The organism is Shewanella corallii, assembly GCF_023349125.1.
In the GTDB taxonomy this organism is placed as follows: domain Bacteria; phylum Pseudomonadota; class Gammaproteobacteria; order Enterobacterales; family Shewanellaceae; genus Shewanella; species Shewanella corallii.
On the sequence record NZ_JAKIKT010000007.1, the window covers coordinates 111,690 to 125,356 of the forward strand.

Genomic DNA, 13,667 nt, shown 5'->3' on the forward strand with positions numbered 1-13,667 from the left:
TAATAAGTGGTTTATTTATTACTTAAATGTGTTTTTGTAGTAATTAAGGTTGTGCTTGTGTTGCCAGCATTGTTCTGTTGTCTATAATCGGCAGAGAAGGTGGCGTAACAGTAACGCCCTTCTTTATGCAGTAATTAGAATTGATATTGAATGCTTGTTATTGACCACTGAGGTCGTCGTAGGGAATCAAGACGAGTGGATTACAAGCCTTTAATACGCTCATGCGTATTGATTACTTGTCCACATCTTATTGTCGAAAATTTGGGCGTTAAGTCCTTGTGCCTGTGGACACAATGTATGAGTTATCTACCAGCCATTAGTATTTCACTCGCTGAGTTTTCTTTGCGTGCTCATTTCCTTGCGCGACCAATTCCTAACGAAATAATCCGCTTTATCGATCTATCTGAACCCTTCATTCGTCCGCTTGGGCGAATTTTCAACTTATATGGAAGTAGTAGCAATGCTGAGAAAAACAACTATTGCATTAGCACTGTCGTCTTCGTTTCTTCCCTGTCTTGTGCAGGCGGCAACAATCTACGACAAGGATAATGGTGACTATTTAAATCTCTATGGTGAGGTAGGTGTTGGTGGCCATATTGGTACCAATAGTGACTACAACCATGATGAATTTTATGACACTAAATCATATGTAGACGACAGCTTTGCAACCCTTGGGATCGCGGGCCAGGAGTCCAAATTTCTGTATCGCCTGGAGTTGGATTACCAAAGAGAGAACTGGTTGGGTGGCAGCGGTGAGTTTGCGTTGGATATCGACAAACTGTATGTGGGGTACGCCATCACAGAAAACCAGTGGATTGAGTTGGGTTTGACCGATACCGCGTTTGATGACTATGACCACTATGGTGACTTTACCTTTAACAAGGCTGTCGAAACTGGAGAAGCTGGCGATCAGGAAAACACCATCAAATACCAGGGTGAGTTCGAGTACATCAGGGTGGGTGCTTCATATTCTTACGAGGGAGAGCATAAGAACGGCACTTTCCAGGGGGATATCGTCAATGCTTATGCCGGTGTGTTCACCGACATCTTCTCCTTTGTTGTGGGCCTGGAGGGCCGTGGCGGTTCGGACGGCATCAGTAAATATGGTGAACAGCAGCTGCTTGGCCTTGGTGCCCGCCTGACAGTGCTTCCCGATCTGCAAATTGGATTTAACGGCTTTATCGAAGATGAAGATATGGCGACTCACCGCTCAGGTGACACCTATATGGAATATGAAACCTTCCGCAACTATGGCGCCACCCTGTCAGCTAAATATGACTGGAACGAAGCGCTGGAGATTATTGCGTCAGCCAACTACGAAGAGTACGAAAACTGGGATATTGAAAGCCCCAACTATGACTATGAAGAACTGCCTCCTGTGTTTGGCAAGGAGAGAACCTGGGGCAGTCTGGGCTTTAACTACCGTCCAGGCCAAAACATCGTTTTGTCTGTTGAAGGCCGGGTAGGTGAAGCACCGGAAGCCGCCTATGCATACGTCCGTATGTACTTCTAATTCCCGGATAATCCATTTATCAAAATACAGGTAGTGTTTGATATGAAGAAAAGTATTTTATCCCTGGCGGTTGCCAGTATTGTTTCTGCGGGCGCTCATGCCGGTGTAAAGGATCTGTTGATCACTGAAATGGTTCAAAAAGAGGGGGATGCCGGTATTGGTTCTGTAGAGATTACCAATACCCATGCCACTGAAGATTTTACCTTTACTGACGAAACCCGCGCGGTGATCCACAGTAATGGAAAATATGACAACGACATGAAAAAGGCTGATGGCAGCCTGTTGTTGACCGGCGTGACAATTCCTGCCGGTAAATCGCTGGTGTTACTGAATAAGGGCGCATCAGACAGCTACAAGGATGAGATTACCAAAGCAGGTGGCATCCATCTGGTAGGTGAGGGTAACGGAAGCTACTCTGACATCTACTTCAGTGGTAACGATGGTTTTGTACTTGAGCATGGCGGTGCGGTGATTGACCGGGTTGGTGCTAAAGGTGACAGCGGTGTTTGGGCGGCAGACAGTACACTGCGCCGCCGCGTCAATGACCAGGGTGAAGTGCCCGGTCAGGCCAAAGACTTTGACGCTATTCAGTGGCTGGAGATCAATCCTGCAAACCTGACCGGAATGGGCTCTCCAGAGTTGGCACCTAAGGCCGAAATTTTTGTCTGTGAAAACCTGACCAACATTTCTGTTATTCAGGGTGAAGGCCATGTTTCCCCATTAAAGGGTGAAAAGGTGGTGGTGCAGGGGATCGTGACCGCAGTGGCCAAGTACCCGACTCAGGGCTTCTATATGCGGGATCTGATATCAGACGGTAACCCGCTGACTTCTGATGGTATTTTCGTCTACACCAAAGGCGACACCGCAGGGCTTAAGGGCAAGACAGTCTGTCTGCAGAGTGAGGTTAAAGAATTCTACGGGTTAACCCAGCTTTCTCCAACCTCCTGGGAAATTACCGACGATAACTTTACCGCCACCGATGCGGTCGATATTGAAGTACTTGAGTCTGACCAGGGGGTGTTCGCCAATACGCTGGAGCGTTACGAAGGTATGCTGGTTCGTCTGCCTGAAGATATGGATCTTCAGCAGGAAGGTAAGCAGGATATGCGGGTCACCAAGACATTTGGTTTCAACTACGACAGTTTCCGTAACAATATGACCCTGTCTTACTTGCGCCCCAACTTCCAGCCTAACCAGCTGAATGTTGCCGGCAGTCCAGAATCTATTGCTGCACGTGAGCAGAATGATGATTACCGGCTGATCGTTGAAAGTGCCGATAAGGCACCGAATGGTAAAATTCCCTACTATCCAGACTTCTACAGTGAACCTGAGCGTAATTACATCCGCATTGATGACAGCGTCGTTGGTATGGAAGGCGTGATCAACTATAGCTATGGCGATTACTCCCTGACAGTGACCAACACCTTAAGCAGCCAGAACTTTGTTCACAACCTCAAGCGGACCGATGCACCAGAACTGTCAACTGAAGTGCCGAAAGATCACTTCGATATTACGGTGGCAGCTCAGAACCTGTTCAACTACTTCAACTCACCTTTTGGTGGCGATCAGAACAACTTTGGTCAAAACCGCGGTGCTGACAACTATGAAGAGTACGTTCAGCAGAAAACCAAGTTGGTTGAGGCGATTCGTGGACTGGACGCAGATATTCTTGGCCTGATGGAGATGGAGAATAACGGCTTTGGTCTGGACAGTGCTATTGCCGATCTGGTTAACGAAGTGAACACCTTCTACAACAGTGAATGGCCTGAGGATTATGACAAGCCATACTCCACTGAGAACCGCTATGTATTTGTAGGCTTTGATCACAATGGTAACCAGATCCTGGATGAGTTGGACTCCATTGGGTCAGATGCGATTGCCACCGGTATTATCTATCGTCCGAGTAAGGTCAGCATCGAGCGTACTCGTGTTATTGCCATGCCACAGCAGAAGGCTCCGAGTATCGTTAACGACCTCAATGAAGTGATTAAAGATGATCGCGGCGAAGCGCTTGAGAATGGTCAAAACTACAACCGGGATGCGCTTGTCGTAACCTTTATCGTGAACGGTACAGGCAAGCGTCTGTCGATGGCGGTGAACCACTTTAAGTCCAAAGGCTCAACCTGTTGGGAAGATTGGCAGGGTGTAGAGTTCGGTGATGCTACTGTTTGGGAAGATGATCCTGAAGATCTGGACGCGCAGGGCTCCTGTGAACATTTCCGCGTTGCAGCGGCTTATCACCTGGGTAAAGAGATGGAAAAGCTGCCTGGCGACAAGATCATCCTGGGTGACTTAAACTCCTATGCTCAGGAAGACGCCATGCTGGTGTTGACCGATAACCCAAGAAACAAGACGCTGACCACTGCCAGTTACACCTATATCGACAAGAAGCCTCAGTTCAATACCGATGGGTCTCCGGTCAATATCACCAAGAGTTATGGCTACATTGACTCAGTGGCACTCAAGAGCGCTGAGCGAGGTGAAACCGGCTGGAGTTACTCTTACAACGATGAGGTGGGTTCTCTGGATTATATTCTGATCTCCCCATCATTGTCTGACCGCCTGCTCGATGCGACTGATTGGCACATCAACGCTCCTGAAGCCTCACTATACGACTACAACCAGGAGTACAAAGGTGATTCGGTGGATCACTTCTATCAGCCAGGTCAGTTCCGATCTTCTGACCATGATCCGGCCATTATCTCGTTGAGCTATAAGCCTGGCGAGACAGATCCTGGTAAAGAGCTGCGCCTGCCGCTGTGGGACAAGCTGATGACGGCCCCTTATCAAATTCCTGAGTCTGTCGAAGTGATGGCTGGTGATATTGCCCATATCAACCTGACTCCTGAGGATGATGAAGAACGTCTGGATCTGACTCAGTTGGTATTACCGAGCGTGGTGATTAAGCAAGACGGTCAGCAGCTGGTGCAATTTGAGGTATTCGGTGCCCCGGAAGCGGCCTATTACGCCGATTTCTCGCTGCGTCGCAATGGCGAAGTCGTGCCTGGCTCAGAGCAGTCTGTGCTGGTGGAAGTTAAGAAGCGCGACACCCTGGTGCCTTCTTTGGTGACAGAGCCACACGATAGTACAGGTGGTGCCACTGGCCTGTTCGGTCTATTGACCCTGCTGGGTTTGACCGGTCTGCGCCGTCGTTGGTTCAAGGCTTAATTGTTTGTTGCCTCCGCTGGTTGTCGCCAGCGGAGGCATGACGTCGAATCAAAATAAAGTCTTAAGGATAAGAAATGAAAACCCATCCTACAAAAATCGCACTGGCGCTGATGGCGCTGGGCGGCTTTTCGGCGCAGGCCAGCGCCAATCTGGTGATAACTGAGTATGTTGAAGGTGGTGGTCAAAACAAAGCGATTGAGATTTCCAATATGGGAGCAGTAGAGGTTGATCTCTCTGCTCATGAATACAAGTTAGTTCAATATAAAAATGGGGCAACGAACTCTAGTTACATTCAATCATTAGTTGGAAAGCTGTCCCCAAATGAAAGTGTGGTCTATCGCCACAAAGACGCTGAAACTGAAGTTGGAATAGCTTCAACGATTATTGACCATAATGGCAATGATGCATACATACTGTACAAAGATGATGTGGTTATTGACCGCTTTGGTGTTAAAGGTGAGGACAAAACCTGGACAGATGCTGGTACCGGTTTTAACTCTAAAGATAAAACTTTAAGACGGAAAGCGTCTGTTATCAGTGGTGATACAAATCCTACCGCTCCATTTCCTTCAGATGCAGGTGAATGGGAAGTATTCAATAAAGACACTCTAGATGGACTAGGGTGCTCAGGTGTTGAAGCATGCGCTGGTTCATCAGAGGGCGTGCTGTTAATCACTGAGTATATTGAGGGTAGCGGTAACAACAAGGTTATAGAAATCTCTAATGTGGGTGGTGCTGATCTAGATTTAGATGCTCATGAGTATAAGTTAGTACTGTTTAGCGACACAGCAGAACCAGAGAAGCCTGGAAATACAGAAATCCTATCCGGCACTTTAAAGCCAAATGAATCTTTAGTTTTTTATAACAATACTGGAGATGATGAATTTAAAAAAACTGGCATAAGCTCGAATGTAACCTTCTTTAACGGTGATGACACATTAATTCTGTATAAAGATAATGTCGTTATTGACCGTTTTGGTAAGCTTGGTGAAAAGATTACTTGGACCGATGACACAACAGGGTTTTCTTCCGCAAATAAAACTTTGCGCCGAAAAGAAAATGTCACTGTTGGTGATACTGATGCTAAGGCTCCTTTCCCTGGGACTGATGTTCAGTGGGCCGTTTTTGATATCAACACGGCTGATGGTATTGGTTGCCCCGGCGAAGGCGCTTGTGACTCGACGCCACCAGGACCAGATCCTGATCCAGATGTTCCATGTACCAATTGTGAAAATCTGGAAAAAGTGGCTGATGCCACCAAGTACAACTTTGACCTCTACTACAATGACGTACTGACTGCTGATCTGAACACCCCTCAGGAGTGGAAAGCGGCGTTGTCAGCTGTTGCTTTGCAGGGGCAAAAGCCTCTCTCATATAAAGGTGTCTGGACGGTACTGACCTATTCAGATGAAGATCCTGCCAATCCAAAGAACGTGATTGAACTGTATTCAGGTAAATCCATCTCCAAGTACGATAATGGCGGTAACAAAGGCGATTGGAATCGTGAACACGTGTGGCCAAAGAGCCATGGCTTCCCGAGTGAGAGCCTGTGGGGCTATACAGATGCACACCACTTGCGCCCAACTGATGTTTCAGTCAACGGTGCCCGAGCAGCTTATGACTTTGACAACATCGCCACACTGGAAGGTTCGACAGAGTTGACTGGAGCTCCGGGCAACTATGTTAATGCTGGTATGAGCGCCTTTGAGCCAAGAGACGAAGTCAAAGGTGATGTGGCCCGTATGATGTTCTATATGGACACCCGCTATGAAACCGGTGGTAACGGCAATATGCCGGATCTGGTGTTGGTTGATAAGATCGGCACTGATGCTGATAAGCATGAAGCCGGTAAGCTGTGTGCTTTGTATCAGTGGCACTTGCAAGATCCTGTTGGTGACGCCGACCGTCAACGTAACGATGCAGTTTATGAATATCAGGGTAACCGAAACCCATACATAGATAACCCTGAGTGGGTACAGCAGGTGTATGGTGCTGACTGTGGTCCTGAACTTGATGTCACTTTCATGATTGAAGGCCCTGCGACAGTGGTTGAAGGTGTTGGCTTTACTTTGGATGCTGCCAAAACCACGGCTGCCAATGGCAAACCCCTGACGTTTGAGTGGAGTCATGCCTCCGGGATTGAGTTGAACATGTCTCAGGACGGGGCACTGCTGCGCGCTGTTTCAGGACCGGTTGCTCAAAACGAAACGGTAGAGCTTGAGCTGACCGTCACCGACGGTGAGTTGAGTGCAACCCACTTAATAGAGATAACCATCGAAGACAAACCGCTTGATGCAGATATCCAATTTGTTGGTGAAACCTCGGTCGATGAAGGTGGTGTGGTCAGTATTGAAGCCACCCCTGCTCAGACAGGTACTGGCGATGCAATTCAATATACCTGGACTCAGGTTTCCGGCACAGCCGTTGAGTTTAAACCAAATGGCGCATTGCTGGACTTCACTGCGCCAGACGTTGAGCTGGATGCTGAACTTGTGTTTTCGCTTGAGGCCTTTGATGGTCGTCACCATGCTCACAAAACACTGACCGTCACCGTGAAAAATCAGGCGAGTGCAGGTTGGGAAGAGCCGGAAGGTGGGGCTATGGGAGCCTTGTTGACTCTGTTGTTACCTTTGGCATTCTGGCGTCGCAGAAAAGCCTAGGTTGTATCGAATGAAAGCCGGGAATAACCCCGGCTTTTCTTTTTCCAAAAAAAAACAGCCACCCGTCCGGAATGGCTGTAATGCCAGGAGGTGTGCATCCTGCACTTCATAGCCTCTTTGGGCCACTTCATCATACCGGTTGCCTTTGGTGTAAGGCGTTAACCAATCTATGTTTATCAACGAATACGGGTAATTTTGACCTTACCTATGGTCCCCTGCCATTGATAGGCCGCGCGACTTAAATCGGCTTCGCCATGAATTCCCGGGCTGGGATAGACATAACCCTCACCGGGATCATCATCTGAAAAGGGCTCGCCGCCGCATTGTGGTCCCGGAATATTTGCACACAGCTCATCATTGGTCTCACTGCCGCCGTCAAATGCTTTGAACCTGTATGTTTTACTGCCCCATTTGGGCATCTCTACGCCACGAAGAGCGGCGAGGGTATCATTGGTGGGCAGTAGCATGGAGGTCATGGACAGGCGATTGAACCTACTCTTGCCTGAGATGGTAAAAGTAACAGATTCCCCTGGACCCAGTAGACCCTCTGTATTGGTGGTCATATGCACTCTGCGGTTTGCATTCCACTGGCTCATCAACCCGGAAATATCGCCGCCTTCAGCCACTCGTGACATTTCGTAAGACGCCGGTTCCCCCAGAGTAAACAGGCCAACGCCACTCCTGTGCGTCGCGGCAAACAAAGGGGTAAAGCTAATGCCTTTGGTGAGATTGGTGACAGTGACCTGATACTGCTTATTACCGTGATAATAGTCATTCGCTATTGCTGGAGCTGTAGTCATTGCTGATACAACAAGCAAAGCCGAAAGTGATTTTTTCATAGTATCCTCGCTGTGAAAGTATGGTGTCAGCAGGAGTTACGCTAACAAGCTCACAGCGGGCAAATCATCACGAAAACATCACAACTCTAAGGCAATTAGGTGACAGTTATCTGGCAACCAGGCTGTCGACCGTGGCAATGATGATCTCAGGTTTTACATTGCCAAACAGGCGGTAGCGATTGTTGTCCATCACCCAGGATGGACTGCCGGGAATTTTATCTTTTTCGGCCTGACGAAATTCGGCAATGGTTTTGGCCAGTGCAGAGCCATCCTGCAGGTGAGTGGTCAGGTCATGGTGGGCGATGGACTGCTCTTTTAACAGTTCAGTTAACACTGAGGCCTGGCTGACGTCTCTGGCCTCGGCAAAAAATGCCTCCCTGACTCTGTTGCTATACTCTATTGCGGCCAGTTCGCCATGGGTTTGCTCTACCGCCTTAATGGCTTGATGGGCCATCATGGAGGTAGTTGGCCGGGTTTTGCGCCAGATATCCGGGTGTACAGATAAGCCTTCAAACTTACTCACCAATCGCTCTGCGGCTGAAGCATATTTGTCCCATGCCTCTTCACCCTTGAAGTTCTTTTCAACCCTGGCTTTGACATCACCATAGAGTTCCAGATAGCGGAATCGCCACTCAACCTGAGTATGGTCCCAACGTTTCAGCAATTGACGGTTGTGATGCTGGCCAATCCAGCCCCAGATACACAGGATGTCGGAATAGAAATCTATGGTCAGTGGCATGCTGTTTTCCTGAATTAAAGGTTTCAAAACTCTATCAAAGTTAACGTCTGAAGCATGCAGTGGCAAGGCCAGACAGATTGTCTCTGTTCTCGCTTTCATCTGTTCAATAGATGTTCTCAATCTGGAATACCCATTGGCTATGTGGGTATTTCAGTCGTAGCTTAAGTAAACGGTAGGGTAATGACGTGCTGCAGGTAGTCTTTTGCCCGCCGGGCTTGTTTTGAGGTCAGGCTCTGTTCGGGGATATCCCCGTCACCAAGGAAGAGGAAGGTTAGATGAGACATCAATTTAAGGTCGTGCTGGCTGCCGGATTATCCAGTTGTTTGATACTGGGTACCGCTCAGGCTGCTGACACGCCAACCACCAATGAGTATTGGTGGCCTGAGCAGCTTGATTTGTCCCCATTGCGCCAACACAGCGCAACATCCAATCCGTATGGCGAAAACTATGATTATGCCGCCCGTTTTAATTCATTGGACCTCAATGCGGTTAAAGCGGACATAGAAAAAGTACTGACCACATCACAGGACTGGTGGCCGGCAGACTATGGTCACTATGGGCCTTTCTTTGTTCGTATGGCTTGGCACAGCGCCGGTGTTTATCGGATATTCGACGGACGTGGCGGCGCTAATGGCGGTCAGCAAAGATTCGAGCCACTGAATAGCTGGCCGGATAACGTCAACCTGGACAAGGCCCGCAGACTGCTTTGGCCTGTAAAGCAAAAGTATGGCGCAGATCTGTCATGGGCCGATTTAATGGTATTGGCGGGCAATGTGTCCATGGAATCCATGGGTTTCAAAACCCTGGGCTTTGCCGGTGGCCGTAATGATGACTGGGAAGCTGAAAAGGTAAATTGGGGCGCAGAGAAACAGTGGCTGGACAATAAACGCCACAATAAAAAAGGTGAGCTGGCCAAGCCGCTGGGGGCAACCCAAATGGGGCTTATTTATGTTAATCCTGAAGGTCCCAACGGTAACCCGGATCCTTTAGCCTCAGCTCAGGAGATACGCGATACCTTTGGCAGAATGGCGATGAATGATGAAGAGACCGTTGCCCTGATTGCCGGCGGCCATACCTTTGGTAAAGCGCACGGCGCCCATAACCCCAATAAATGTGTCGGGGCAGATCCCGCCGCCGCCCCTGAACAGCAGCAGGGACTTGGCTGGAAAAACAAATGTGGTAAGGGTCATTCCGAAGATACCGTCAGCAGTGGCTTTGAAGGTGCCTGGTCATCCAACCCTACCAAGTGGACCATGGAGTATCTGACCTGGCTGTATACCTTTGACTGGGTGAAAACCAAGAGCCCTGCGGGTCACACTCAGTGGATCCCGGCTGATGGCAAGGCGGCAAATCTGGTGCCTGATGCCCACCTGCCAAACAAACGTCATGCGCCGATTATGTTTACCACTGATATTGCGCTGAAAGAAGATCCTGCATACCGCGAAATCACCACTCGCTTCCTGAACAACCCAGCTGAATTTGAACAGGCTTTTGCCAGAGCCTGGTTTAAACTGACCCACAGAGATATGGGACCAAAAGCCCGCTATCTGGGCATTGATGTTCCTGCTGAGGTGATGATCTGGCAAGACCCAATTCCAAACGTGAGCTACAAGCTGATCGATGCCAAAGATCAGGCTAGGTTGAAAGCCGATATATTAAAAACCGGTTTGACTGTGCCTGAGCTGGTGGAAACCGCCTGGGCGGCGGCAGCCAGCTTCCGCAATACCGACATGCGTGGTGGTGCCAATGGAGGCCGTTTGGCTCTCGAGCCACAGAAAGACTGGCCGGTAAACGATCCAAAACAACTCTCAAAGGTGCTGAAAAAGCTTGAGAAAGTTCAAAAACAGTTCAACAAAAAGGCCAAAGGCGGGAAGCAGGTGTCCCTGGCTGATGTGATTGTGCTTGGAGGCAATGCCGCGATCGAGAAAGCGGCTAAAGATGGTGGCATCTCCTTGAAAATACCATTTACTCCCGGCCGCGCCGATGCATCGCAGGCACAAACTGATGTCGCCTCCTTTGCCGTACTGGAGCCTAAGGCTGACGGCTTCAGAAACTACTTTGTTGAAGAAAGTCTATTGCCACCGACAGAGGCCTTGGTGGAAAAAGCTTCAACGCTGGGGTTGAGTGTGCCGGAAATGGCAGCTTTGCTGGGCGGTATGCGAGCTTTGAATGCCAACACCGGCAAGAGTCAGGACGGTGTGCTGACATCCAGGCCTGGTACTTTGTCCAATGATTTCTTTGTCAATCTGTTGGATATGTCCACCGAGTGGCAGAAGACGGATAAGCCCGGAGTATACAAGGGCGTTGACCGTAAAACCGGTAAGCCCAGGTGGACTGCGACCTCTGTGGACCTGATTTTCGGGGCTAACTCTGAGCTGCGCGCTGTTTCTGAGGCCTATGCCTCTAATGACGGTAACGAGCTGTTTGTGACTGAATTTGCTGATGCCTGGAACAAGGTGATGAATAACGACAGGTTTGACGCTCTAGATTGATACTCCTGATTTAGAGTGAGAGAAGGCCACCTTTGGGTGGCCTTTTTTACGTCCGCTGCAGGATGAATAATCATCATGTCGGTTGCTCTGCTCACTGTTAAAATTTAACATGAATTAAACCCGCGTAACGCTTTGTTGCTTTAAGGAGAAAGTCGTGGCACAGCTGCCCTGGATGGAGTTGGAAAAGTTAAATGTGAAGGACAAGGTCAGCGAGGCTGAATGGCAGCAAAGAGTGGATCTGGCAGCCTGTTATCGTCTGGTTGCTGATATGGGGTGGGGCGACCTTATTTACACCCATATTTCAGCCAGAGTGCCGGACTCTGACACCTATTTGGTTAATGCTTTTGGCGTGGCGTTTGATGAGGTCACCGCATCCAATCTGGTGAAGGTAGATCTGGACGGGAATGTGCTTGATGACTCACCTTTTGCTATCAATCCGGCTGGATTCACTATTCACAGTGCCATACATCAGGTTCGCCATGATGCTATTTGCGTGATTCATCTGCATACCCCGGCCACCATAGCGGTAGCCAGTCAACAGCAGGGTTTGTTGCCCCTGAGCCAATACTCTATGTTTTCACTGCCATCACTGGCTTATCACCAATATGAAGGCCTGGCGGTCAATATGGCTGAGCAGCAGCGTCTGCAACAGGATTTAGGTGACAGGAATCATATGCTGCTGGTTAACCACGGTGCATTAACTGTGGGCCCAAGCGTGGCAGATGCGTTTATGCGCATGTATGACCTGCAGCGTGCCTGTGAGGTGCAGCTGCTGATCCAATCCAGTGGTCAGCAAGCCATACCTGTTGCCCAGTCCATTCAGGACAATATTTATGCCCAGGCCAATCTAGTGCACTCCGGCTCCACCGGTGGGCAGAAAGCCTGGCCATCATTACTGCGTAAAGCTTACCGCCTGGATCCGGGCTTTATGGACTAGCAGCTTGATTGCAGGCATCCCAAATTCAAGGAGAAGAGATGAAAGTTGTATCGGTAGAGGTCTTTGATATCCATTGTCCGGAGCGTCCACCCTGGAACCCGGTATTTGTGCGCATTCATACCGATGAAGGTATCAGCGGAGTGGGTGAGGCGGGGTTGGCCTATGATTTGGGGCACAGTGCTGCTGCCAACATGATTAAAGAGATGGCCGAGGCATTCTTGATTGGCCATGATCCATTTCAAACCGAGAAGCTGTGGGCACGCATGCTCAGGGAAAGCTTTTGGGGCCTGGGAGGCGGACCTGTGGTCTATGCCGCCATGAGCGCCATTGATACTGCCTTGTGGGACATTAAGGGTAAAGCGCTTAATCAGCCTGTTTATCAGTTGCTGGGCGGTAAAGTAAATGATGAGCTGCGCACCTATGCGTCGCAATTGCAGTTCGACTGGGATAAAGAGTTCAAGGCACTGTATCGCCCTGAAGAGTATGCCGAGGCTGCACTTAAAGCGGTCGCTGAAGGCTACGATGCGGTTAAGGTTGACCCCATCATGTATGACAAAGATGGCAACACCTATTATGAGCGCACCAAGATTATCTCCCGCGCGGAGATGAAGTTGTACCGCGCTCGCATGCAGGCTATCCGCGATGCCGTGGGTGATGAAGTGGATATTATCTTTGAATGCCACAGCCTGCCCGGAGCCACCACAGCGATACAGCTGGGAGCGATTGCCGAAGAGTTTGATTGCATGTACTACGAAGAGCCGGTGAACTATCTTAACCACTCACTGCATGCCAAGGTTGCCGATAAGGTAGCGGTGCCTATCGCCGGTGGTGAGCGTTTATATAATCGCTGGGGTGTGCGTCCTTATCTGGAAGATCAGAGTGTGGATGTGTTGCAGCCTGATATCGGTCTGTGTGGCGGCTTTACCGAGACTAAAAAGGTGTGCGATTACGCCGATATCTTTGATGTTCGCATTCAGGCCCATGTATGTGGTGGCCCGGTTGCGACGGCTGCATCTTTGCATTTGGAAACTGCGATTCCCAACTTCCTGATCCACGAACACCATACCTATGCCATCAAGTCCTGGAACCGTGAGTTGTGTATTCAGGACCCTCAGCCGGTTAATGGTAAGTTCAAGGTCTCAGATGCGCCGGGAATTGGCATTGAACTGAATGATGAAGTGGTGAGTCGCTCGCCCAATATACTTATCAAATAGCGGTTTAATCGCTGAAAGTACAACAAGCAAAAACCGGCCAGAAATACTCTGAGCCGGTTTTTTGTTCTCGTCTTAAAACCACCGCCTATGGCGATAGTGATTGTT

8 protein-coding genes are annotated in these 13,667 nt (G+C 49.3%); 6 read left to right on the forward strand and 2 right to left on the reverse strand.

Features of this window, described 5'->3' with window-relative positions:
* Positions 1–460 precede the first annotated feature (460 nt).
* From L2725_RS16770 to L2725_RS16780, 3 genes are all read left to right on the forward strand, one after another.
* A complete protein-coding gene (locus L2725_RS16770; RefSeq protein ID WP_249249993.1) occupies positions 461–1,513 on the forward strand; it encodes a TonB-dependent receptor in 1,053 nt (350 codons plus the stop codon).
* Between the two features lie 42 nt (positions 1,514–1,555).
* Positions 1,556–4,681 (forward strand): ExeM/NucH family extracellular endonuclease, encoded by a 3,126-nt coding sequence (locus tag L2725_RS16775; RefSeq protein ID WP_249249994.1) that lies wholly within the window; start codon positions 1,556–1,558, stop codon positions 4,679–4,681.
* 74 nt (positions 4,682–4,755) lie between these two features.
* On the forward strand, positions 4,756–7,341 hold the full coding sequence (locus L2725_RS16780) for an endonuclease (protein WP_249249995.1): 2,586 nt from the start codon (positions 4,756–4,758) through the stop codon (positions 7,339–7,341).
* Between the two features lie 176 nt (positions 7,342–7,517).
* Here L2725_RS16780 and L2725_RS16785 read toward each other — a convergent pair whose 3' ends face one another.
* Together L2725_RS16785 and L2725_RS16790 are read right to left on the reverse strand one after the other, a co-directional pair.
* Positions 7,518–8,180: a spondin domain-containing protein gene (locus L2725_RS16785; protein ID WP_249249996.1), complete on the reverse strand. Its 663-nt coding sequence runs from the start codon at positions 8,178–8,180 to the stop codon at positions 7,518–7,520.
* Between the two features lie 106 nt (positions 8,181–8,286).
* On the reverse strand, positions 8,287–8,919 hold the full coding sequence (locus L2725_RS16790; RefSeq protein ID WP_249249997.1) for a DsbA family oxidoreductase: 633 nt from the start codon (positions 8,917–8,919) through the stop codon (positions 8,287–8,289).
* Positions 8,920–9,194: 275 nt separating this feature from the next.
* On the opposite strand from L2725_RS16790, the gene katG reads away from it, so the two are divergent.
* The 3 genes from katG to L2725_RS16805 all read left to right on the forward strand — a co-directional run bounded on the left by katG (position 9,195) and on the right by L2725_RS16805 (position 13,562).
* The gene (katG, locus tag L2725_RS16795) at positions 9,195–11,411 is read left to right on the forward strand and encodes a catalase/peroxidase HPI (protein WP_249249998.1); all 2,217 of its coding nucleotides are present in this window, start codon (positions 9,195–9,197) and stop codon (positions 11,409–11,411) included.
* A 172-nt stretch (positions 11,412–11,583) separates the two neighbouring features.
* Positions 11,584–12,348, forward strand: coding sequence for a class II aldolase/adducin family protein (locus L2725_RS16800; protein ID WP_115137965.1), 765 nt, complete (start codon positions 11,584–11,586; stop codon positions 12,346–12,348).
* Between the two features lie 38 nt (positions 12,349–12,386).
* A complete protein-coding gene (locus L2725_RS16805; protein ID WP_248935923.1) occupies positions 12,387–13,562 on the forward strand; it encodes a mandelate racemase/muconate lactonizing enzyme family protein in 1,176 nt (391 codons plus the stop codon).
* The last annotated feature ends 105 nt before the right edge of the window (positions 13,563–13,667 follow it).

Excerpts from the sequence above, each read along its gene's own strand:
- L2725_RS16770 (WP_249249993.1), top strand. The coding sequence starts at position 461 with ATGCTGAGAAAAACAACTATTGCATTAGCACTGTCGTCTTCGTTTCTT.
- L2725_RS16805 (WP_248935923.1), top strand. The coding sequence starts at position 12,387 with ATGAAAGTTGTATCGGTAGAGGTCTTTGATATCCATTGTCCGGAGCGT.
- katG (WP_249249998.1), top strand. The coding sequence starts at position 9,195 with ATGAGACATCAATTTAAGGTCGTGCTGGCTGCCGGATTATCCAGTTGT.
- L2725_RS16780 (WP_249249995.1), top strand. The coding sequence starts at position 4,756 with ATGAAAACCCATCCTACAAAAATCGCACTGGCGCTGATGGCGCTGGGC.
- L2725_RS16775 (WP_249249994.1), top strand. The coding sequence starts at position 1,556 with ATGAAGAAAAGTATTTTATCCCTGGCGGTTGCCAGTATTGTTTCTGCG.
- L2725_RS16790 (WP_249249997.1), bottom strand. The coding sequence starts at position 8,919 with ATGCCACTGACCATAGATTTCTATTCCGACATCCTGTGTATCTGGGGC.
- L2725_RS16800 (WP_115137965.1), top strand. The coding sequence starts at position 11,584 with ATGGAGTTGGAAAAGTTAAATGTGAAGGACAAGGTCAGCGAGGCTGAA.
- L2725_RS16785 (WP_249249996.1), bottom strand. The coding sequence starts at position 8,180 with ATGAAAAAATCACTTTCGGCTTTGCTTGTTGTATCAGCAATGACTACA.